The organism is Acinetobacter sp. C26M, assembly GCF_023702675.1.
Taxonomy (GTDB): domain Bacteria; phylum Pseudomonadota; class Gammaproteobacteria; order Pseudomonadales; family Moraxellaceae; genus Acinetobacter.
Genome location: NZ_CP098478.1, coordinates 904223 through 926440, shown reverse-complemented (window position 1 = coordinate 926440; position 22218 = coordinate 904223). Strand labels below are relative to the sequence as shown.

At 41.4% G+C, this 22218-nt stretch carries 26 protein-coding genes, 3 tRNA genes and 1 riboswitch; of the genes, 15 read left to right on the top strand and 14 right to left on the bottom strand.

Features of this window, described 5'->3' with window-relative positions:
- Positions 1-7 precede the first annotated feature (7 nt).
- From NDN11_RS04305 to NDN11_RS04270, 8 genes are all read left to right on the top strand, one after another.
- Positions 8-82 (top strand) — tRNA-Gln (locus NDN11_RS04305).
- A gap of 18 nt (positions 83-100) precedes the next feature.
- Positions 101-175 (top strand) — tRNA-Gln (locus NDN11_RS04300).
- Positions 176-260: 85 nt separating this feature from the next.
- Positions 261-335: transfer RNA gene (locus NDN11_RS04295), tRNA-Gln, on the top strand.
- Between the two features lie 101 nt (positions 336-436).
- A complete protein-coding gene (locus NDN11_RS04290; RefSeq protein ID WP_005273299.1) occupies positions 437-1390 on the top strand; it encodes a ribose-phosphate pyrophosphokinase in 954 nt (317 codons plus the stop codon).
- Positions 1391-1486: 96 nt separating this feature from the next.
- Positions 1487-1783, top strand: a complete 297-nt coding sequence (gene rplY / locus NDN11_RS04285; protein WP_004663523.1) for a 50S ribosomal protein L25 — start codon at positions 1487-1489, stop codon at positions 1781-1783.
- Positions 1784-1802: 19 nt separating this feature from the next.
- Positions 1803-2384: an aminoacyl-tRNA hydrolase gene (gene pth, locus NDN11_RS04280; RefSeq protein ID WP_167248002.1), complete on the top strand. Its 582-nt coding sequence runs from the start codon at positions 1803-1805 to the stop codon at positions 2382-2384.
- 139 nt (positions 2385-2523) lie between these two features.
- Entirely contained in the window at positions 2524-2904 is a 381-nt protein-coding gene (gene panD, locus NDN11_RS04275) for an aspartate 1-decarboxylase (RefSeq protein ID WP_004655255.1), read from the top strand.
- A 186-nt stretch (positions 2905-3090) separates the two neighbouring features.
- Positions 3091-4881, top strand: a complete 1791-nt coding sequence (locus tag NDN11_RS04270) for a patatin-like phospholipase family protein (RefSeq protein ID WP_251110871.1) — start codon at positions 3091-3093, stop codon at positions 4879-4881.
- Here the strand turns inward: NDN11_RS04270 and NDN11_RS04265 are convergent.
- Together NDN11_RS04265 and NDN11_RS04260 are read right to left on the bottom strand one after the other, a co-directional pair.
- Positions 4878-6050 (bottom strand): hypothetical protein, encoded by a 1173-nt coding sequence (locus tag NDN11_RS04265; protein ID WP_167248000.1) that lies wholly within the window; start codon positions 6048-6050, stop codon positions 4878-4880. The genes NDN11_RS04270 and NDN11_RS04265 overlap by 4 nt on opposite strands.
- A gap of 14 nt (positions 6051-6064) precedes the next feature.
- Positions 6065-6277 carry a hypothetical protein gene (locus NDN11_RS04260; protein WP_251110870.1) on the bottom strand — a complete coding sequence of 71 codons (213 nt, stop codon included), beginning with the start codon at positions 6275-6277 and terminating at the stop codon, positions 6065-6067.
- Positions 6278-6462: 185 nt separating this feature from the next.
- A riboswitch (FMN riboswitch) is annotated at positions 6463-6620 on the top strand.
- Positions 6621-6718: 98 nt separating this feature from the next.
- Here NDN11_RS04260 and ribB point away from each other — a divergent pair.
- Positions 6719-7378: a 3,4-dihydroxy-2-butanone-4-phosphate synthase gene (ribB, locus tag NDN11_RS04255; protein ID WP_167248374.1), complete on the top strand. Its 660-nt coding sequence runs from the start codon at positions 6719-6721 to the stop codon at positions 7376-7378.
- A gap of 48 nt (positions 7379-7426) precedes the next feature.
- Here ribB and NDN11_RS04250 read toward each other — a convergent pair whose 3' ends face one another.
- Positions 7427-8101, bottom strand: a complete 675-nt coding sequence (locus NDN11_RS04250; protein WP_251110869.1) for an HAD-IA family hydrolase — start codon at positions 8099-8101, stop codon at positions 7427-7429.
- Positions 8102-8194: 93 nt separating this feature from the next.
- Here NDN11_RS04250 and NDN11_RS04245 point away from each other — a divergent pair, with 93 nt between their 5' ends.
- A complete protein-coding gene (locus tag NDN11_RS04245) occupies positions 8195-8962 on the top strand; it encodes a hydroxymethylpyrimidine/phosphomethylpyrimidine kinase (RefSeq protein WP_167247997.1) in 768 nt (255 codons plus the stop codon).
- 68 nt (positions 8963-9030) lie between these two features.
- Here the strand turns inward: NDN11_RS04245 and lysM are convergent, their stop codons facing one another.
- The 6 genes from lysM to NDN11_RS04215 form a co-directional block, all read right to left on the bottom strand.
- Positions 9031-9504: a peptidoglycan-binding protein LysM gene (gene lysM / locus NDN11_RS04240; RefSeq protein ID WP_004804950.1), complete on the bottom strand. Its 474-nt coding sequence runs from the start codon at positions 9502-9504 to the stop codon at positions 9031-9033.
- Between the two features lie 207 nt (positions 9505-9711).
- Entirely contained in the window at positions 9712-9948 is a 237-nt protein-coding gene (gene acpP, locus NDN11_RS04235; protein ID WP_004655272.1) for an acyl carrier protein, read from the bottom strand.
- 86 nt (positions 9949-10034) lie between these two features.
- On the bottom strand, positions 10035-10769 hold the full coding sequence (fabG, locus tag NDN11_RS04230) for a 3-oxoacyl-ACP reductase FabG (protein ID WP_167247996.1): 735 nt from the start codon (positions 10767-10769) through the stop codon (positions 10035-10037).
- Positions 10766-11758: an ACP S-malonyltransferase gene (gene fabD / locus NDN11_RS04225; protein WP_251110868.1), complete on the bottom strand. Its 993-nt coding sequence runs from the start codon at positions 11756-11758 to the stop codon at positions 10766-10768. Before fabD ends, fabG begins: the two co-directional genes overlap by 4 nt.
- A gap of 197 nt (positions 11759-11955) precedes the next feature.
- Positions 11956-12141 (bottom strand): 50S ribosomal protein L32, encoded by a 186-nt coding sequence (gene rpmF, locus NDN11_RS04220; protein WP_004638135.1) that lies wholly within the window; start codon positions 12139-12141, stop codon positions 11956-11958.
- A 74-nt stretch (positions 12142-12215) separates the two neighbouring features.
- Positions 12216-12779 carry a YceD family protein gene (locus tag NDN11_RS04215; RefSeq protein ID WP_167247994.1) on the bottom strand — a complete coding sequence of 188 codons (564 nt, stop codon included), beginning with the start codon at positions 12777-12779 and terminating at the stop codon, positions 12216-12218.
- A gap of 96 nt (positions 12780-12875) precedes the next feature.
- Between NDN11_RS04215 and NDN11_RS04210 the strand changes: the two genes are divergently transcribed.
- Both NDN11_RS04210 and NDN11_RS04205 read left to right on the top strand, forming a co-directional pair.
- Positions 12876-13538: an elongation factor P hydroxylase gene (locus NDN11_RS04210; protein ID WP_251110867.1), complete on the top strand. Its 663-nt coding sequence runs from the start codon at positions 12876-12878 to the stop codon at positions 13536-13538.
- Positions 13539-13626: 88 nt separating this feature from the next.
- The gene (locus NDN11_RS04205) at positions 13627-14244 is read left to right on the top strand and encodes an L-threonylcarbamoyladenylate synthase (RefSeq protein ID WP_167247992.1); all 618 of its coding nucleotides are present in this window, start codon (positions 13627-13629) and stop codon (positions 14242-14244) included.
- Positions 14245-14336: 92 nt separating this feature from the next.
- On the opposite strand, the gene NDN11_RS04200 is transcribed toward NDN11_RS04205, so the two are convergent.
- Positions 14337-14819, bottom strand: coding sequence for a hypothetical protein (locus NDN11_RS04200; protein ID WP_251110866.1), 483 nt, complete (start codon positions 14817-14819; stop codon positions 14337-14339).
- Between the two features lie 153 nt (positions 14820-14972).
- Entirely contained in the window at positions 14973-15701 is a 729-nt protein-coding gene (locus tag NDN11_RS04195; RefSeq protein ID WP_251110865.1) for a GNAT family N-acetyltransferase, read from the bottom strand.
- Positions 15702-15948: 247 nt separating this feature from the next.
- Between NDN11_RS04195 and NDN11_RS04190 the strand changes: the two genes are divergently transcribed.
- Genes NDN11_RS04190 through rluB form a run of 3 tightly spaced genes read left to right on the top strand, consistent with a single transcriptional unit; the run spans position 15949 to position 18329 of the window.
- Complete coding sequence (locus NDN11_RS04190; protein WP_251110864.1) at positions 15949-16743, top strand: segregation and condensation protein A; 795 nt, start codon at positions 15949-15951, stop codon at positions 16741-16743.
- Positions 16740-17339: an SMC-Scp complex subunit ScpB gene (gene scpB / locus NDN11_RS04185; protein ID WP_167247988.1), complete on the top strand. Its 600-nt coding sequence runs from the start codon at positions 16740-16742 to the stop codon at positions 17337-17339. Before NDN11_RS04190 ends, scpB begins: the two co-directional genes overlap by 4 nt.
- Before the next feature lie 42 nt (positions 17340-17381).
- Positions 17382-18329, top strand: a complete 948-nt coding sequence (rluB, locus tag NDN11_RS04180; protein WP_167247987.1) for a 23S rRNA pseudouridine(2605) synthase RluB — start codon at positions 17382-17384, stop codon at positions 18327-18329.
- A 54-nt stretch (positions 18330-18383) separates the two neighbouring features.
- On the opposite strand, the gene NDN11_RS04175 is transcribed toward rluB, so the two are convergent.
- Genes NDN11_RS04175 through NDN11_RS04165 form a run of 3 tightly spaced genes read right to left on the bottom strand, consistent with a single transcriptional unit; the run spans position 18384 to position 22218 of the window.
- The gene (locus NDN11_RS04175; RefSeq protein ID WP_251110863.1) at positions 18384-20114 is read right to left on the bottom strand and encodes an ABC transporter ATP-binding protein; all 1731 of its coding nucleotides are present in this window, start codon (positions 20112-20114) and stop codon (positions 18384-18386) included.
- A 12-nt stretch (positions 20115-20126) separates the two neighbouring features.
- Positions 20127-21269: an ABC transporter permease gene (locus NDN11_RS04170; RefSeq protein WP_251110862.1), complete on the bottom strand. Its 1143-nt coding sequence runs from the start codon at positions 21267-21269 to the stop codon at positions 20127-20129.
- Positions 21270-21279: 10 nt separating this feature from the next.
- Positions 21280-22218, bottom strand: coding sequence for an ABC transporter permease (locus tag NDN11_RS04165; RefSeq protein WP_004655290.1), 939 nt, complete (start codon positions 22216-22218; stop codon positions 21280-21282).

Below are 22218 nucleotides of genomic sequence, written 5' to 3'. Positions count from 1 at the left end.
AATATTTAGGGGCGTCGCCAAGTGGTAAGGCACCGGGTTTTGATCTCGGCATCCGTTGGTTCGAATCCAGCCGCCCCTGCCATTACATAATATCGAATTTAGGGGCGTCGCCAAGTGGTAAGGCACCGGGTTTTGATCTCGGCATCCGTTGGTTCGAATCCAGCCGCCCCTGCCATATCTTTAGACAGACTTGTTTTATATTGATATTTGCTCAAATATATTGACATTATCTTTTAAAACCTTTAAAGTTCTGCCGCATTAGGGGCGTCGCCAAGTGGTAAGGCACCGGGTTTTGATCTCGGCATCCGTTGGTTCGAATCCAGCCGCCCCTGCCATATAAATAAATTGTTTCCAAATTACCCGTCGGAAAAATTAAAAATTTTTCCCTTGCGCTCGGTGGAAGCATTGCTTCGCTTAACCCTCGCTCAGGTGCTTCATGCCCAATCTTGTCGTTTTTAGTGGAAGTGCTCATCCACATTTCGCTCAAAAAGTCGTAAGCCATTTACATATTCCTTTAGGTGCTGCTTCTGTTAGCAAGTTCTCTGATGGTGAAATTTCAGTTGAAATTACTGAAAATGTTCGTGGTAAAGACGTTTTTATCGTTCAGTCTACCTGCGCCCCTACCAATGATAACCTGATGGAAATCTTGGTTATGGCTGATGCTTTGCGTCGTGCAAGTGCTGGTCGTATCACTGCTGTCATTCCTTACTTTGGTTATGCTCGCCAAGATCGTCGTCCACGCTCTGCTCGTGTACCGATTACCGCGAAAGTTGTTGCAGACATGCTCACAACTGTTGGTATTGACCGTGTAGTAATGATTGACTTGCACGCAGACCAAATTCAAGGTTTCTTCGATATTCCTGTTGACAACATCTATGGTACGCCAGCGTTACTTGCTGACCTACGCCAGCAACAACATCACAATCTTGTGGTTGTTTCGCCTGACGTTGGTGGTGTCGTTCGTGCCCGTGCTGTTGCGAAACAAATGGGTGATATCGATTTAGCCATCATCGATAAACGTCGTCAAAAAGCAAATGAATCACAAGTGATGCATTTGATTGGTGATGTTAAAGATCGCGACTGTGTGATCGTTGATGATATGGTAGATACAGCAGGTACGCTTTGCAAAGCTGCCGATGCACTCAAACAATTTGGTGCTCGTCGTGTTGTTGCTTATGCAACTCACCCTGTTTTATCTGGCAAAGCCATTGATAACCTTCGTAACTCTGTGATTGATGAACTGGTTGTTACTGACACAATTCCTCTTTCAGATGAAGCACTAAGCTTAGGTAAAATTCGCCAAGTTTCTGTTGCTAGCATGGTTGCTGAAACAATTCGTCGTATCAATAACGAAGAATCTATTAGCGCAATGTTCGATAGTTATCTATAATAGCCCAGCTTTTTTCTTAAACCCTAGCTCGCTAGGGTTTTTCTATCGCTAAACTGGTCGCAAGTTTAGCTCATCAAACTCAATGAGGATATGCCCATGGCAAACTTCGTATTAAACGCTCAAGCACGTGAAGTAGCACAACAAGGGAAAGGTTCGAGCCGCCGCCTTCGTCATGCTGCACAAATTCCAGCTATCATTTATGGTGGCAGTGCTGAGCCTGTAGCAGTTACTTTAGAGCTTCGTGAAATCGTTAAAGCTTTAGAAAATAACGCTTTCTTCGAAGAAGTTATCGAAATCAAAATCGGTGACAAAGTTGAGAACGTTAAAATCCAAGCTTTACAACGTCACCCAGCTAAAAACACACCTATGCATGCTGACTTCAAACGCGCATAAGTGTTAAAGGCGTAAATTAGTGTCAAATATTTCGCTAATTGTTGGTTTGGGCAATCCCGGAAAGGAATATGCCCAAACCCGCCATAATGCAGGTTTCTGGTTCGTTGAACAGCTTGCAGACCGTTATGGTATTTCTTTAAAAGCTGATCCTAAATTTCACGGATACAGCGGTCGTGGCCAAATCGAAGGTCATGACGTACGTTTATTACTTCCTACCACTTTTATGAACCGTTCTGGTCAAAGTGTTGTCCCTTTCGCCAAATTTTATCAAGTTGCACCTGAAGCAATCCTGATTGCGCATGATGAACTGGATATGAATCCTGGCGTTATCCGCTTGAAAACAGGTGGCGGACATGGCGGACACAATGGTCTTCGCGATATCGTCCCGCATATCGGTGCTAATTTCCATCGTTTACGTATTGGAATTGGGCATCCAGGTTCAAAAGAACGTGTTTCTGGTCATGTGCTCGGCAAAGCGCCTAGCAGTGAACAAGAACTAATGGATACTGCAATTGATCATGCCTTGTCTAAAGTGAAAATGCTTGTTGATGGACAAGTTTCACAAGCAATGAATCAAATTAACGCTTACAAACCCGCATAAACTGAATTGTTGATCAATCCCGCTTGCCATATTGCATTTTTAAGCGCAAAATGCGCATCAAACCGCCTATAGCCCGCGGAAAACGTGACAAGTCAACCATAAGATATTGATCTTAGGTCTTACTCAGGAGACGCTAGCCATGCTATCTCGTTTATTAAAATGTAAAATTCACCGTGCAGTTGTGACTCATGCAGAGCTTCATTATGAAGGTTCTTGTGCAATTGATGGCGTATTAATGGACTTAGCAGGGATTCGTGAATACGAAGAAATCCACGTATGGAACGTAACTAACGGCAAACGCTTCACAACTTACGCAATTCGTGGTGAAGACGATTCAGGTATTATCTCAGTCAATGGTGGTGCAGCACATCAAGCTGATGTTGGAGATTTAGTGATCATTGCAACTTTCGGTGACTTTACCGAAGTTGAAGCGAACCTCCACAAACCTCGCTTGGTTTATGCAAATCCAGACAATACCGTAAATCACACTGCAAACTGTATTCCTGTACAAATTGCATAAGCAGTAAAAGATTTCTAAAAAGCCAGTCGATATGAACTGGCTTTTTTATTGCCCAGAAAACCCAAGACCTAGTTCAAGCAAACTACAAAAACACTGGAAAATCCGCTGATTTTTTACGCAAGCAAACTTGTAAAATAGTTCAATGCCTTATTCAATAAAATAAACAATAACGATAATTTGCAGAATATGGATATTACTCACCTCCTCAGCAAAGTCAGCCTGTTTGCTGACTTAGATCACACCACCTTAGAAAGCTTGGTACCGCATTGTCATATTCGGCATCTACAAACAGGACAACAGCTTTATTGCGCACATGACATTGCCGATTATGTTTATATTGTTGCTTATGGTCGGGTCAAACTCACCACTACAGCAGGTTTACTGACTTATTTTGGCCGTCATGACATTGTTGGTGAAACAGGAGTTATTTCCAATCAACCTCATCATGGGACAGTCAATGCAGTCCGTGACACAGCTTTACTTGGTATTCCACAACAGCAATTTTTAGATTTTATTCACCATTACCCCAAAGTCTTATTTGCTTTATCCCGCCTCATCATTCACCGCGCCCAACCCGAATTGCAACATTGTCATGCGATGGGAAACAGTCGCACACTTTCAGTGATTCCAGTCTCATCCCATATCCCAGCCACGCATTTGGCAGAAAAACTGACCGAACATTTACAACGTTGGCCTCAAGTTCGTTTAGTTACAACTGCACATGTTGATGCCTTGTTTGGTGTAGGGTTCAGTCAGACACCATTGGACTACAGTAGTGACGATTTAAAACTACGCCAATGGCTAGCCAATTTAGAAGAAAAACATTGTTACGTACTCTACGCTGCAGATCGCAGTGATGATGAATGGTCCAAACGTTGTTTACACCAAGCTGATCGAATATTGATTCTGGCAGAAGCCAACCAAACACCTACTCAGACCAGACTGTCTGATGTACTGAATCAGCATGATTGGCAAAGCCCGATTGAATTGGTATTGCTCCGTTCCGAAGGAGACCCCTCACCACATACGTTGATTTGGAAGCAGCTCTATCACGCTCGTGCCCATTACTTCATCCATCCTTGGGCACAAGCTGATATCTGTGCCGTTGCTCGTCAGATCTCTAGCCAAGGTGTTGGTCTAGTACTTGGTGGCGGCGGTGCACGTGGCTTTGCCCATATCGGTTTGATTCGAGCGCTGGAACAATTACATATCCCGATTGATATTGTTGGTGGCACCAGTATGGGGGCATTTGTAGCAGCCCTAGTCGCCTGTGGTTTTGATAGTGTGGAAATGACCCATATCGCTTATGAAACTTTTGTGGCGCGCAATTATCTCAATGATTACACCATGCCTCGCGTATCACTGATTCGAGGGCAACGTTTCCATTCCCGTTTACATGCCATCTTTGGAAGCCGTCGAATTGAAGAACTCAGACAGACTTACTACTGTATTTCGACCAATCTCACCACAGGTCAAGCTGTCATTCATGATCAAGGCGAACTCGCCACTTGGGTCGGCACCAGTATGAGTGTCCCCGGTGTTGCGCCACCTGTTGCTTGGCATGAAAATTTACTCTGCGATGGCGGCGTGATTAATAATTTACCAACTGATGTCATGCAAAATCTAGAAAGGGGCACCATTATTGCCAGCAATGTCAGCCTGCATGATGATATTCGAGTCCCCGGCATCGGTTTAGAAGAACCAGATCAAAGTGCGTTATTGAACTGGAATAAAATCATCAAAGATAAACTTCTACATGCACCACGTCTGGCAGAAATTTTAATGCGCACTGCGACCCTTGCAAGTGACACCATGATTCAAACAGCGGCAATTGAACGCGCCAATTTACATATCCGTATGCCGATTGAAGGCATTGGTATGTTTGACTGGCATAAACTCGATGAACTGATCGAACGCGGCTATGAGCATGCCCTCGAGACCTTATTGCCAATTCGAGAAACTCTGCCGAATGCTTAAGCCGAGTGAATCTGATATCGATCTAATAGGCCATCTAAATATTGATAAGTTTCAGGATCTAGCTGTTGCATATAGCCATCAAGAATACGATGACATTGCTGCTGCTTGTCGATTGGCATCCTTCGCATAATGTCGAAAGTTACCTCCCATTGCGAACGCAATAATGATGCATAAGCAATATGATGCAATACTTCCTCATCAATTTGGGCAATTGCTGTTGCTACTGCTTGTCTTGCTTCGTCCTGCATATAATTCACAATGACCAACATATCGGTCCACAAATCGCAGCGATCAGCAGCCTCCACAATACTATGGATAATGGTGACCTGCCTTAACGCTGGCAAATTTGCAACAAAGCTCTGTGCCTGTGCCGATAAACAAGCCACCACAGGTAACATATCTTCCCATAATTGATCCTCTTGAGTTGCCTGAATAATGGCATTAACAACAGACTCACCTTGCAGAACCGCTAAATCCCCAAGCTCCTGTTTTAGCCCATAACTGATATAACTCATTAAAGCCAGAACTTTTGGCCACACTAATCTCTGCGCTGGATCACCAATAATCAATAAAGCTTGTTCAATACGCTGCTTAGGTAAGACATGGACTAAATGATCGATTTGCTCACGGGACTCAATATAAAAAGCAATTTCCAATAGGTCGCTTTCACTTTCAACAACCTGTGCAACATCCTGCAAAACAGCATCAGATAACATACTGACAAAACGCCCAATCGTTACAAAGTCCCGTTGCGCTAATAAAACTTGAGTAATGTCAGTAATCTGATGTGTAGTGAGATAGCCAAGTAGTTCTCTTGCCAGGCGAGGATCCAAATAAACAGCAATTGCTGCTATGGTTTTTGCAGGCAAATGCTTCGCTATTCGATAAGAGTTTTCTGTAGATAAATACACTGCAATTTGGGCGACAATAAATGGTTCTAAAAAGTGTTTCACCATGAAAATACTGACCCAGCGTGGTAACCAATTCACCCATGCAGCCAAATAACGAAAACGTTTTTTCTGACGATTTTGGAGTCGTTCTAATATCGCAAACCTAAACTGTCTAAGGCTTTCAGGTGCCAAAGACTGCATAAACGCTAACTCCTGCTCTGACACCTGCAAAATGCGAGCGAGCTTAATCAACTCTGCCTGTACTGCCAAACGAGTCATGCAATTTCCTTATTTTATTTATTTCGGAATAACCAACGAAGGAAAAAAGGCGTTTGATACACACTACGATTCATTCTCTGATCTTCATTTTTTATGGCCTGCTGTAATTGTTGATTTAACCAAGCCAAATCCTGATGGGAAAATTGTGAAAATGCTTGAAGACTCATTACAGGTCTACGTAATTGTTGTGCTAATTGCTCTAATTCAGTCTTATCCGCTTTCTCCATTAGTCCACTCCTCTGCATTATTGTTTTTTTATCTTTCGAGTGTATGCTCAATTTAAATCTATTGCCAGTTTCACAGATCAGTAGAACAACCGAGCGACGTCTCAGCAAATTTTTTCATTTTTATAGAACGATTCATTCTATAAAAAGTTGCCTTTTCTCATAAAAATCTGGCTATAATCGAAACACATCGCTTCAGGGCGGGGTGAAATTCCCCACCGGTGGTAAGTTAGGCATTGCAATAAAATGACCTAATCAGCCCACGAGCCTGTATATATTTTTATATACTCGCAGATTTGGTGAGAGACCAAAGCCGACGGTATAGTCCGGATGAAAGAAGACGAAACCACTGAAACACGCTTTTTGCGTTGTTTTGGTGTACGCTTATTTTTCACACCAGTCCTGAAATGTTCAACCGTATCCAATTTACGAGAGCGTTTCATTATGTCAAGTTTAATCCAACCCGAACTTTTCTTTTCAGCCCTTTCCCCTGCTGAACAACGTATTCAACAAGCTTTAGAAGATATCCGCCAAGGCAAACCTGTGTTGGTGATGGATGATTTTGATCGTGAAAACGAAGCTGATCTGATTATTGCTGCTGAAACTTTAACTGTCGAAACCATGGCACAAATGATTCGTGATGGTTCAGGTATTGTATGTTTATGCCTAACTGAAGCATTAGCTGATCATTTAGAACTTCCGCCAATGGTGGTCGACAATTCTAGCCAGTTTAAAACTGCATTTACCGTGACCATTGAAGCGGCACAAGGTGTGACCACAGGCGTTTCTGCTAAAGACCGCGTCACCACTGTTTTAGCTGCAACCAAAGATGGTGCCATTGCAAGTGACCTTAGCCGTCCGGGTCATGTATTTCCTTTACGTGCGCGTGAAGGCGGTGTCCTAAGCCGTCGCGGTCATACCGAAGGTACCGTTGATTTAGCACGTCTGGCAGGTTTAAAACCATCAGGGGTATTGTGTGAGTTAACGAACCCAGATGGTTCTATGGCTTCAGGTATTCAAGTTTTAGCTTATGCACAAACACATGGCTTGACCGTGATTAGTATCGAAGAACTGGTGCAATATCGCTTAAAGCATAATGTCTAATTAAAAATAAAAAGCCTCGAATCATCGAGGCTTTTTATTGCATGGATTTTAAGAGACTTTCCGTTCTGCATTCATTTCATCCACCGTTTCAACTAACTGGCTAAATTGAGAAATCTGCGTTACAGGCTGTGCCTGAGCCAATTCATCTGCCCGACCATAACCATAATTGACGGCAATGGTTTCTATACCATTAGCTCGCGCACCGATAATGTCATATTGGCGATCGCCGACCATAATGCACTGCTGTGCGTCTAACTGCTGTTGTTCCAGAATATAAGCGATTAAATCCGCTTTGTTAGTTCTCTCACCAGTCAACTCACTGCCGTACATTTCGGTAAAATACTGAGCTAGATCAAAATGAACCAAAATTTGCTTCGCATAAACTGTAGGCTTTGCTGTCGCCAAAAACAACGCATATCCTTGTGATTGCAATTGTTGCAAAGTCTGGGCGACTGATGGATAAACTTCATTTTCAAATAAGCCTGTTACCGAGAAACGCTCACGATAAGCGAGTAATGCCTGTTCAGCTAAATCATCATCTTGAGTATTGAGTAATTTTGCAAGAGATGCTTTAAGTGGCGGCCCAATAGTCCAGTCTAAATCGACCTCATCCGCAATGGGCTGACCTAATTTTTCTAGCGCAAAACGAATTGAACCATGAATCCCTGCTTTCGGGTCGGTTAAAGTCCCATCTAAATCGATTAGAATATTTTTGATCGTCATTCGCTCAATCTCTTACAGTCTTACACAACATAGTCGAGAGTTTCTCGAAACTTCCCTATACTACCGTAGATTGCAGAATAAAAGGAAATTGCAGTGCGTCCAACCGTACTTTGTTTTTCAGGCTTAGATCCTTCTGGTGGGGCTGGTCTACAGGCAGATATTGAAGCAATTGGACAAAGTGGTGCGCATGCAGCCATTGCCTGTACCGCTTTAACCATTCAAAACTCACAACAAGTGTTTGGTTTTGAAGCGACGTCAAAGGAATTATTGCTGGCACAAGCCAATGCCGTGGTCGGTGATTTACCGATTAAATGCGTGAAATCAGGTATGTTAGGTACGACTGACAATATTGCGGCACTAGCTGAATTCTTGCGTGAACATCCAGATTATTTATATGTCCTAGATCCCGTTTTAGTGGCGAATAGTGGCGGTTCATTGGGTGACCAAGCGACATTAGTTAAAGCCTTTGTTGAGCTGATTCCATTGGCAACAGTGATTACGCCAAATACTGTTGAGTTAAGAGCCTTAACAGGTTTAGAGGATATCGAGCTGGCTACTGAAAAACTTTTCGAAATGGGTGCAAAAGCAGTATTGGTCAAAGGTGGGCATGAAGATACGCCTGATCATATCCGTAATGTGCTCTATGCCGATGGCAAAATGCTGGCGGAAAGTCGCTGCCCTCGTTTAGAAGGTCAATATCATGGTTCAGGCTGCTCATTGGCAAGCTTTATTGCAGGACGTTTAGCGTTGGGCGATTCTTTAAAAATTGCGGTTCAACATGCAGAAACATGGTTATTTGGTGTGTTAAAACAGGCAGAAACGCCTGTACCGAATGGGCAAAAGATTCCAAAACGCTTTTAAAGCATCCACGAATAAATGAATACTCAATAAAAAAGGCGCGAGATGCGCCTTTTTTTATTTCAAATCAATTACTGTGGAATACGGAGTACCTGACCTGGGAAAATGTCATCTGCATTTTTAAGTAATGGACGATTTGCTTCAAAAATTTTATTGTATTGGTTTGGATCACCATAATATTCTTTTGAAATCTTAGACAAATTGTCTCCTGATTTCACAGTATAGAACTTACTTTCTGGCTCAGGTGTTTCCACTGTAAGTTGATCATCAACTTGGGCAACATGATCAATATTTCCAACAGCAAGTACAATCTTTTCTTTATCTGCTTGGGTTTTAACCTGCCCTTTAATCGTTGCCGTATCGGTATTGCCATTATATGTCACCGATAAGCCATCAATCGGAAGACCTAAACTTTTAATCAAACCTAATAATTTATTCGCAATCTCTTGAGCTGAAGGTTCAGCTGGTGTTGCTGGTGCAGCTTGTGGTTCTGCTGGTGCTGTATTTTTCTTACCAATACCTTTAACAAAATCAAAAAGACCCATTGTTATTTCCTCTGTAATTATTAATTGCAAAATAGTCAAAATAGACTTACATCTAGTTATACAGAAAAAATAAAACACTCGAGTTTCAATTTAGCGCGGTCTTGTAAATATATGTATATGCGTTAGAACTTAATGAAAAACATCCTGTTGCAAAACATATCAACACAAAAAAGCCACCTTGCGGTGGCTTTCGATCATGCAAGATGATTAACCAAGTTTCTTAGTTACGTAATCGATTGCAGATTGAACAGTTGTGATTTCATTTGAATCTTCATCTGGAATCGTGATGTCAAAATCATTTTCGAAAGACATTACAAGTTCAACCAAATCTAAAGAGTCAGCACCTAAGTCATCCATGAAAGATGCTTCGTTTTTAATCTCTTCAGCACGCATACCTAATTGTTCAGCTACTGCTTGTTTGATGCGTTGTTCGATATCGCTCACAGGAATTCTCCTCATTGCTTGTGGCGTTTTAATTTGCCACTAGTTTAATTGAATATAAGATTTTTTAAAAGTTTATACATCGCCACTTAAGCCATGTATAGACCACCATTTACGTGTAAAACTGTACCAGTAATGTAACTAGCCTTATCGCTGGCAAGGAAACTCACTGCATCTGCAATATCTTGAGGTTCACCTAGACGATTTAAAGCTACTTGATCAATCATTTTTTTACGAATCTCTTCGCTTAACTGATCAGTCATTTCAGTGGCAATGAAACCAGGTGCAACACTGTTCACTGTAATCTGACGGCTACCCATCTCTTTGGCTAAGCTACGACTGAATGCCTCAATCCCTGCTTTTGCTGCTGAATAGTTCGCCTGTCCAGGATTGGCAAAATGCGCAACCACTGAACTGATATTAATAATGCGGCCAAAACGAGCTTTGGTCATGCCTTTCAGTACACGCTTAGATAAACGGTAAACGGCTTTCAGATGAATATTGAGAATGTCATCCCAATCATCTTCAGACATACGAAGCAGCAAGTTGTCTTTGGTAATACCTGCATTATTCACCAACACCAGTACTGAACCATGCTTTTGTTCAATATCTGAAATCAATGCATCAATCGCTTCACCATCACGAACATCGAGTACTGCACCCGTTCCATGCTCAGCAAAGCTTTCTGTGAGTTTTTGCGCGCCTGCTTCAGAAGTCGCGGTACCAACCACAAAAAAACCGTCTTGAATGAGTTGCTGTGCAATTGCTGCGCCAATACCTCGGCTTGCTCCTGTCACTAACGCAACTTTTCGTTGTTGTGTCATGCAATTTTTCCTTCTGCCACTAACACTGCGTTTAGGGCATCTTCCATACGTGCTTTGCTATCAATGGCAAATGCTTTTTCTATGTTCGGTAATCGCTTCGCAAGATTACTCAGCACTGTACCTGGTCCACATTCAACCACATACTGGATGCCCTGATCTTGTAGATACTGCATGGTACGTGTCCATTGTACTGATTGGTACAATTGAGCCGTTAAGGCTTGACGTAACTGAGCAACATCTGTCGCGATTTCCGCGTTGACATTTTGTATTACAGGAAGGCATGGTAGCTCAATGGCAGTTTGTTCCAAAGCTTCTGCAAACTTTTCTGCTGCTGGTTTCATAAGCGTACAATGTGAAGGTACAGAAACAGGTAATGCAATTGCTTTGCCTGATTGCTCTTTTGCTTCAGCCATGACTTGCTGAACCAATGTCGCACTACCAGCAATCACGACTTGTCCTTGTGCATTATAATTTGCTGCTTCAACTGAACCATTTCCAGCAGCTGATATATTGACCTTCTGACAAAGTTCAATCACTTTCTCATCAGCTAAACCAAGAATTGCAGCCATTGCACCTTCACCTTGAGGCACAGCACTCTGCATCAGTTTGCCACGTAAATGTACCAGCTTAACTGCATCAGCCAAACTCATTGCTTCTGCTGCAACTAGTGCACTGTATTCCCCTAAAGAGTGTCCAGCCAAGTATTTCGGTACAATACCACCCAGCTCCAACCAAACACGCCATAAAGCAATGCTTGCAGTTAGTAATACCGGTTGGGTGTTTTCAGTTTGATCTAAACCTTCACCGCTTTGGGTAATATGCCAAAGATCAAAACCAAGCGCTTCTGATGCTTCTGCAAATGTATCTTTAACGACACTAAACTGCTCTGCAAGTTCAGCCAGCATACCCGCTTTTTGCGAGCCCTGACCTGGAAAAACAAATGCTGTTTTTGTTGCTTGAGCAGCCTGCTCAAGTCGTTTAGTCGACATATAAAAATCCTTAAAATGGTCTATCGCCAATTTCATCAACACTCATGATTTTACATGAGAATGACAACAGACTCTTTCCCGATGCGGCAATTTACCATTGATTAAATCGTTTTTTAATTGCGAAAAACAACAAAAAAGGGAGCTTTCGCTCCCATTTTTTCTATACTTTAAGCTAACGCTTAATGCATATAGTTCAATTATTCAGCATCAGCTGCTTTAGCGAATAATTGACGACCACGGTAAATACCGTCTTTAGTCACGTGGTGACGACGATGAGTTTCACCAGTAGTTTGGTCTACAGATAATGCATTCTCGGTTAAAGCGTCATGTGAACGGCGCATGTCACGGCGAGAGCGACTTTTACGGTTTTGCTGAACGGCCATGATGGCTCCTTACAAAGATCGAAAAAATGGATCAGAACAAATTCAGTTGTCTTAACTCAACATTATAACATAAATTATGAGTTAAGTTTACCCTTCAGACCTGCCAAAACATCAAACGGGTTATCCCGCTTTTTCTCTTCGACAACATCTGGAGTGGCAGGTTGATGCTTATGCTCACAAGCATCATGCTTAGGAGATAAAGGCACCAACAATAACAGCTCATCTTCTAGTAGTGCGAGTAAATCTATCACTGCAGGTGCATCATAATCACCTTTTTTTGAAGATTCACTTTCACCTAGAACGATGAAATCAGCATCCTCATCCAATCGCTCTATCAGTGACTCATCATCAATCAAAGCTAAATGAAAGTCTGAAACCAATTCAATTTCAACGGCTTCCAAACAACGTTGGCAGACCATTGGAACTTTTGCTTCAGTATGTCCATCTAACCATACAATACGATGATAGATATCCATTGATAGCTTACAGTCTATGTTGATCAATTGATCATCAATTGAACCAACAGCTTCTCGAGCAATACGAGCAAAGCGAGACAATGGCAGTGTTCCTGACCATGTAAAGCCCTGTTCAGCCCATTTAAATGGCTCGATTTGGCTTGGAAAAGTATTTGCTGACATAATTAAGGCGGCAATTCTACAAATTCATCGGTACTCTGTCAAAGATTAAGATACAATTTTGCACTTCTTTAGACAGAACTCGGGGTAAATTAAGCAATGTACCTGTTGCAGCCGCAACTTGAAGTAACATCTTCATTACTCGTAAGCACCCATTCAACCTCTGTTCCTGCGTTAGCGCTAGATCAAGTGCAACGTTCATCTTGGCAAAAGTTAACGACAGAACCAGAACAGGTCGATTGGCTTATTTTACACTTTAATCACTGGTTTTCCCACCATAATGTCACACTAGTTAAAGGTGAATTTGAACCAGAATATTTCCCAGCGACAATTGAGCAGTCTGCGAGAATTCAATTTGCCCATGGTTTTTTTAATAGTGCCCTGCATGAGATTAGCCATTGGAGCATTGCTGGCAAGCAACGTCGCCTACTTCCCGACCTTGGTTATTGGTATGCGCCCGATGGACGAAGCTCGGAGCAACAAGCACTGTTTGAGCAAGTTGAAATTAAACCTCAAGCCATAGAATGGCTATTTGCGACTGCCTTTGGTCGAAAATTTCGTGTGTCGCTAGATAACTTAACAGGCGATGGCGGTAATGGAGATCAATTTAAAGATCACGTCTTCGCGCAAGTACAGCGTTATTTTTCTGGTGAAGCAAAATTACCTCGTGATGCCGTACATTTCATTGATTGCATCTGTTTATGCACCCGTCAAGGCTCACCATTACAACTCGATGAATTTAAACGTGAACACCTTGATTAAATGACAAAATTATCACATCTAAGACTTGCAACATGCCCCTAACAAGTTTCATACTAAATTTAGCCGTATAAATCAGGGAGTTAAAATAATGTTGCATTTACATATTCATCCTGAAAATCCACAGGCTCGCTTAATTACACAAGCAGTAGAACGTATTCGTGCTGGTGATGTGGTGGTTTATCCAACCGATGCAGCCTATGCCATTGGCTGCCAGATTGGAAATAAGAGTGCAATGGAGCGGATTGCTCAAATTCGTGGTTTGGGGCCAAAGCACCAGTATGCGATTATGTGTTGTGACTTATCTGATATTGCAACCTATGCCAAAGTCGATAACGCCATGTATCGTTTACTGAAAAATAATACGCCAGCAGTTACGACTTTTATTTTGCCTGCGACCAGTGAAGTGCCAAAACGTTTAATGCATCCTAAGAAAAAAACCATTGGTCTGCGTATCCCAAGTAATCCTGTTGCTCAGGCGCTATTAAAAGAACTTGGTGAACCACTGTTAACCAGCACCCTAATTTTACCTGATCAAACAGATCCGCTGGATGATCCATTTGATATTGAAAACCAGCTTGGTAAACGTATTGATGTGTTTATCGATAGTGGCTTCGGTACTTTATCCACCACCAGTATTGTCGACCTATCGGGAGAAAATCCTGAAATTGTGCGTCGTGGTGTCGGCGATGTCAGCGCTTTTGAGTAAAGTATTTCAATTTAGCAGCCTGAGACTTAAAGTGCTCCAAACTGCTAAAAATAAAGTTAAAAGATTTTTTTAATAAATTAAAGACCAGTACTCTATGAAATACTTTGCTTTAGACTTATAAACTCAGGACACTGAGATAAGACTTGATTATATTCAAGTAAAGTATTGCCTAATCGATTTTTTGCAATATATGTCATTGTTATATTATCTTGCTCAACAACATTAATGATTGCTTTAACACGGTCTTTATATTTATCATCTTGATCGGAAACTTCAGAGAAATAACTACATACTAATTTTTGACTATTCTCTGCTAGCTTTGACTTAATTTGCGTTTCTATATCCCTTGGTAAATCAATAGTAAAACTCATGTATAGAAAAATATTTGGATATTGATTCAAAATATCTCCTTTGATTGGCAACTCTTTAATTTCTTCTTGCATCTTTTCATCAAATACAAGATTCTTAAGTTCGTTTCGCTGTTGTTCCTCAAATTCGTGCTGCCAATATTTTTCTGTGCCAAAGTATAATGCACCAATGATTAATATACCAATGGTAATAAATTTAATGTTCATACGCCCCCGAATGATTTACTTTATATTGAAGAAGCTAAAAATTATTTGTAAATGAATTATTAATAAATTATTTAAAAAAACAATAAAAAGCATATTAAAAATATGAAGCTATTTTATATTTCCGATAAATGACAAAATGGCTATTATGTTTCATTATAAATTTTCAAATCCCAAAGTGAATTCAGATAATCTTTGTTTCTGAAAACCTTGTGCATCAAAATTTTCAGGGCTTAACCACTGTTGATAGATTTTTTCTAATGCAGGCCATTCCTCGTCAATGATAGAAAACCATGCCGTATTACGGTTATGCCCTTTCGTCATCCGATCTTGACGAAATAAACCTTCATACTGAAAACCAAAACGTAAAGCTGCGGTTTTAGAGGGTGCATTACAATCATCACATTTCCATTCAACTCGTCTAAAACTGTATTCAAAGCATTGTTGTAATAATAGAAATATCACTTCAGTTGAAGCTTTGGATTTTTTCATTTTATGCGAAAAATAAACATTACCAATTTCAATGGCACCCTGCTCTAACCTTGGGTTTAACAAAGCAATCCAACCTTGGATCGTGCCATCAATTTCAATTAAAAAATGGGTCGAACCTTTAAAACCAAATAGATTTTGTAAGTCTTGTTTCAGTGAGGCTTGGCTTTGCGGTGCAACATAAGGCAAATAAGTCCAACAGGCAGCATTTTCTTCCGTTGCAACAGCTTCCCAAATTTGACTTGCAGCCTGATCAGAGATTTCACCAGCAATATGAATCAATTTGACAGATTGCCCATCTAAATTAGTTTGAATCAGTTGGTTAGGTTGATGATCAATCGCAAAGCCTACAGTTTGCCCAAATTGATTCTGTTGTGTTTTTAGATAATGTTTCATGGCGCTTTATAATTTAAATAAAAAAATGACATTTGCTGCTAATTTAAGCATAAGTTTTTTCTATGACCTATGTAATCTTGCATAAATATAGAAAATACCCTGAGAACTTTAAGGTTTTTGTAAGTGGGTAATTTATTAAATTGGCAATTTCGATTAGAATAGTCCTGCTCTTGGTAGCATGTGCCTCTCTTTGCACAAAAAATTATATCTTTCATGCTTTTGAAAATTCGCGTGGCTTATAACGGTAATGAACCAAATTCTCCCCCAAACTTTGGAGTCCACTCCTTCCATTCGCGTGCTTGACGAGTGGCAAGAAGTCATACCTGAAGATTTATATATACCGCCTGCTGCGTTTGAAATTTTACTGGAACAATTTGAAGGTCCTTTAGACTTTCTGATTTACCTGATTCAAAAAAATGGCTTTGATTTATTACAGGTCGATATTTCTCCGATTGCCACTCAATATTTGTCTTACATGGATAGCATGAAATCGCTGAATATTGAGCTGACGGCAGATTATATGGTGATGGCAGCATTGCTTGCGGACCTAAAGTCACGCTTACTTCTACCAAAACCAGCTGTAATTGATCAATTTGAAAAAGATCCAAAACAAGAGTTAATTGACCGTTTAGAAACTTATCTACGTATTAAGCAAGCTGCGGAACGATTGGGACAAATGCCCATCTTCGAACGCGATACTTTTAGTGCTAACGTGAGTATTGGTCATATTGCCCCGATCTATGAAGGCTATGATGTTGCAGCCTTACATGATGCTTTATTTTGCGTATTCAACCGCCCAGAACCGATTACCCATGTGGTAGCGCAAGAACCTGTACGATTAGAAGAACGTATTGCCTTTATTGAAAGCCAACTTGCATCAGGTGAGGTATTGAGTTTTATTGAGTTATTAAATCCCATGCAAGGCCGTATGGGAATGGTGGTCACTTTTATGGCGGTACTTGAACTTACACGTCAGCAAAAAATTCAGATTATCCATACAGGCATTGAAGCTCCTTTAACCATTCAAGGAGTTAATGCATGAGTTTTGATCAATTTGAGCAAAATGAAGGGATGTCATTTGAAGACATTCATCATGAAGTTTTATTACAACTTGAAGCGATTCTATTCGCCAGTGACTCGCCAGTTTCTCTTGCACGTCTAAAAGAAGCATTTCAAAACCAATATAATAAGCAGCAATTACGTACATTTTTACAGCAACTGGCAATGTTACAGCATGGTCGTTCAATCGAGTTGATTGAAACGGCACAAGGTTTTCGCTTTCAAGTACGTGCCAAATATCGAAATGTTATTGCACAGGTTTGGCCAGAGCGCCCAACCAAGTTATCACCGTCCTTACTCGAAACTGTCGCAGTGATTGCTTACCATCAACCAGTCACACGTGCCGATATTGAGCAGATTCGTGGTGTATCCAACAATAGCCAAAATTTAAGAACGCTTTTTGACTGGAACTGGATCAAAGAAGCTGGTTTCAGAGATTTACCTGGAAGACCTGCGTTGTTAGTCACAACGCCCCAATTTTTAAATGCATTTGGCTTAGCTTCGCTAGGTCAATTGCCTCCCCTGCAGAACGCCAAGGAAGCATTCATGACACTCGACGCACATGCGCCGAAGTCCTGAGAAAGGTGAACTGTTGATCATTATGTCTAAGGTTGTGCTGTCATGAGTGAAAAATTACAAAAGGTTTTAGCGAGAGTCGGGTTAGGCTCGCGTCGCTATATGGAAGAAGTCATTGCTGCTGGTCGTGTCAGCATCAATGGTCAGATTGCCCAAGTTGGCGAACGTATCGAACCAGGTGATGAACTTCGTATCGATGGTCGTAAAGTACAATTCCAAATTGAAGATGAAATTCGCCGTCGCGTATTGATTTACTATAAGCCAGAAGGTGAAATTTGTTCACGTAATGACCCTGAAAAGCGTCCAACAGTATTTGATCATTTACCTCAAATTGCCAATGATCGTTGGGTGATGGTCGGTCGTCTGGATATTAACAGTACTGGCTTATTACTATTCACTAATGATGGTGAGCTCGCTAACCGTTTAATGCATCCGTCAAATGAAGTTGAGCGTGAATACGCAGTTCGCGTGATGGGTGAAGTAACACCACAAATTCGCAATAACATGCTGAAAGGCGTTGAACTTGAAGATGGTCCAGCCAAGTTTGAATCATTCTCAGAAATTGGTGGTGATGGTATTAACCGTTGGTATCAAGTGGTGGTTAAAGAAGGTCGTAATCGCGAAGTTCGTCGTATCTTTGAATCACAAAGCTTGAAAGTCAGTCGTTTATTGCGTACCCGTTACGGCACTGTGATTTTACCACGTGAGCTACGTACAGGTCGTTGGATGGAATTGGATAAAACAGATATCGATAACTTGGCAAAATCTGTTGAGTTAAAGCCACGTCAAGGCACAGGTTTATTCGGTATGGCAAAACGTCGTACTGAGCGTATGTCTGAAAAGCCAATGGCGGCACGTCGTGGTGGCTATCTACGTCAGCAACGTCGTGATGATGAGCAAGATCAGTCACAGCAACAACGCCCAAGCGGTAATAGCAACAATAGTAATAACCGTAAGACCATTGGTTTTAACAAAGGTTTCAAGAAGTTCTAATTCTTATTGCTGATCATAAAAAAACGCTCTGAATAGAGCGTTTTTTTATTGGTTTTAAATATGCTGAACAATACCTTGCGGGATCGCATTCAGTAGCTTCTTGGTATATTCATGTTGTGGATGTAAATACAGTTCGTCCGAATTGGCAATTTCAACCAGTTCGCCATGATTCATCACCATTACTTGATCAGAAATATATTTCACGACAGATAAATCATGTGAAATAAAAATATAACTCAGACCAAACTCATCCTGTAAATCCTGCAATAAGTTGAGTACCTGTGCCTGTACTGAAACATCCAGTGCAGAAACTGATTCATCACAGATTAAAATCTCTGGTTTCAAAGTTAAGCACCGTGCAATTGCAATTCGTTGTCGTTGCCCACCAGAAAACTCATGCGGATAACGATCATAAGCTTGTGTTGGTAAACTCACGCGTTCCAACAGTTCCAATGCAATCTTTTTACGTTCAGCATCGTTTTGACCAATGCCATGGATCCGCATCGGTTCCAATAAAATCTGCCCGATGGTAAAGCGTGGATTGAGTGAAGCATAAGGGTTCTGGAAAATGATTTGAATTTTGCGTTGATACTGACAAAACTCTTTCTCACTCATCGCCAGAATATCTTTTCCACCAATCAAGGCTTGTCCACCTGTTGCTTCATGCAAGCGCATCAGCAACAAACCAATGGTGGTTTTACCTGAACCTGACTCACCAACCAGACCAAGGGTTTTACCTTTCGCCAATTGAAAAGAGACACCTTTAACGGCTTGAAATTCTTCTCGCCCCCACAAGCCCTTACGGCTATAAAACGACTTTTTCAGATCTTTAACATCAAGCACAATCGGTTCATCACCAGACAAACCACGGACACGCTGTTTCAGATTTAAATCGGACAGATTGGTGGCTTCAATCAGTTGTCCATTTTCATCCTGCTGCATAAAATCACTGGTCACAGGTAAACGGTATGGACGGGTCGACAATTGCGGGCGGCAATGCAGCAAAGCGCGGGTATACACATCTTTGGGCTGCTCCAGTACTTGTTCAACTGGACCACATTCACGAATTTCACCATGCCGCATTACAATCACTTCATCGGCAATTTCTCCCACCAATGCTAAATCATGGGTAATAAATAGCATCGACATTTCATGGCGTTGGCGTAAAGATTCCAACAAATCAATGATCTGCTTTTGAATGGTGACATCCAAAGCAGTGGTCGGTTCATCTGCAATCAATAACTTTGGCTCACAGGCAATTGCCATCGCAATCATCACCCGTTGTTGCTGACCACCTGAAAGCTGACTCGGGTAAGCATCAATCTTGGTTTCAGGCGCTGGAATACCCACTTCCTTCAGTAACTCAATTACGCGTGTTCTCGCTTGCTTACGCCCCATGCCTAAATGGATACGCAATACCTCAGCAATTTGATCTCCCACGGTAAAGACAGGATTTAAAGATGACATAGGCTCTTGGAAAATCATTGCAATTTCCTTACCGCAAATCTTCCGAATCTCTTTGGCAGATAAATTGAGTAAATCTTTACCTTCAAAGCGAATTTGGCTCTGTTCAGCAATTTGGCTTTGCCCTTTTGGCAGCAACCCCATCACCGCCAAGGACGTGACCGATTTACCACTGCCAGATTCGCCAACCAAAGCCACAGTTTTGTTTTTAGGAATCGAAAATGAAATTCCTTTGACTGTTTCGATCCATTGTTTATTTTCTCCTTTAAAGCTGACACGGAGATTATCGACACGTAATAGCGTTTCATTCTGATATTGCATTTTGTCTCTCCGCTATTTCAACTTAGGATCTAATGCATCACGTAATGCATCAGTAAACATCGAGAATGCTGTGACTAATACAGCCATGGCAATTGATGCCGCTGCCAATTGCCACCATTTGCCCAAGATCAATTCACTTTGCGCTTCATTCAGCATACTGCCCCAAGACACCACCCCAACAGGTACACCAAAACCAAGGAAGCTCAGAATCACTTCTGATTTAATAAATGACACCACCAGAATCGAAATCTGTACCAAGGCGATATGACTGACATTGGGGAAAATATGTACAAACATCCGACGTAAATGACTGACTCCAATGGCTTTGGCTGCAAGTACATATTCACGCGATTTGTGTTTCATGTATTCAGCACGAATTAAACGGAATACCCCAGTCCAACCGGTTAAACCTAAAATCAGCACAATCGACAGAATCCCTTTTTGTTGTAGTACTGCCGCAATGGCCAATACCAATAACAGATAAGGAATCGAGGTGAAAATGTTATAGAACCAATTCAGAACATCATCCACCCAACCGCCAAAATATCCAGCAATTGCACCAAGGAAAGTACCTATCACCACTGCCAATAATGCAGAGAGTAAGCCGACTAAAATTGACGTTTCAGCCCCTTTAATGGTCTTTAATAAAACATCTTGTCCCCACTTATCCGCCCCAAAAGGCAAAGTAGTTTTTAACTCTTGCTTTTGATCAAGGAGATGTCCACCTAACTGCTGATCAATCTGTTTCATATCCTCAGCCAGCGGATCGACCATGCCATAATCATCAATTACAGCTCCAGCTTGTTGTTCAGCCTGAATTTCGGTATTGAGTTGTTGAATAATGTCTTTTAGAGGATCAACTGGATTTTCAGGTAAAGCTGTTGTGCTTTCAGTATTTGCATTAATTTGATCAGACTCGGTATCTGCACCTAAAAATGTCGGTGGTGCGTAACTGACAGCAACTTCTTTATTCCAGTTAGAGGCAATTACTCCTGTCATAGATAAAGCGAGTAGGATGAAATAAAACAACACCACTAGAAAAGAAACCACAGCGATCCGATCTGATTTCAGCCGATTCAGAGCCAAATGCCAGAGCCCTGTTGAAGCAGATGATTCATTTGAGGAGCTTTTGCCTTTAAAAATTGTACTGAGCATCGTCATCCTCCTACTTCAACTGTACACGAGGATCGAGGAGCTTATAAATCAGATCGGCGATCAAGTTAAAAATCATGGTAACCGCAGCGATATACACTGTAATCGCTTTAATCACAGGAAAGTCGCTACGCTCAACGGCAATAATAATTTCCCGTCCTATGCCTGGAATACCAAAGAATCGCTCAATCAGGAAAGCACCAATGAGTAACGCTGGCAGGCTAGCCATCACTTCAGTGACGATTGGAATTGAGGCATTACGCAATACATGCACACCAAGTACACGCGACTCACCCACACCTTTGGCACGTGCAGTCCGCACATAATCTTGGTTAATTTCGTCTAATACGAAGCTGCGATATAAACGTAGCGTTGGGGCAATACTGACCACCAACATAATTAAGATCGGCAACAGCGCATAATGAAATAGATTTTGGCTAAAGCTATCACTCCAACCTTGTACTGGGAACCAACTTAACTGATATGCCAAAACATATTGGAAAACGATGATATACACCAAGATACTGATCGACATACCAATGGTACAGAGCATCATCACCATACGATCTGTCAATGAACCACGAACCGATGCAACCGCCAATGCCAAGATAATTGAAATCACCGTTTGTAAAATCGTGAGTGGAATCAATAACGTTAACGATGGCCCTAAACGAGTCAAGATAATCTGAGAGACTGATTCACCCGTACTCCAACTCGCACCATAATCAAAAGTCAGAATCTGTTTAATGAAAATCCACAGCTGCACATAATAAGGTTGATCGACCCCTAACTGTTTACGGATGTTTTCGATTTGCTCTGGGTTCGACATTTTTCCTGCCAAAATATATGCAGGATCGCCCCCCACCCAGTTAAACAAGAAGAAAATCAGCAGAATGACACCCAACATGGTCGGGATCATTTGCCATAGTCTGCGCACGACATAAGCAAGCAT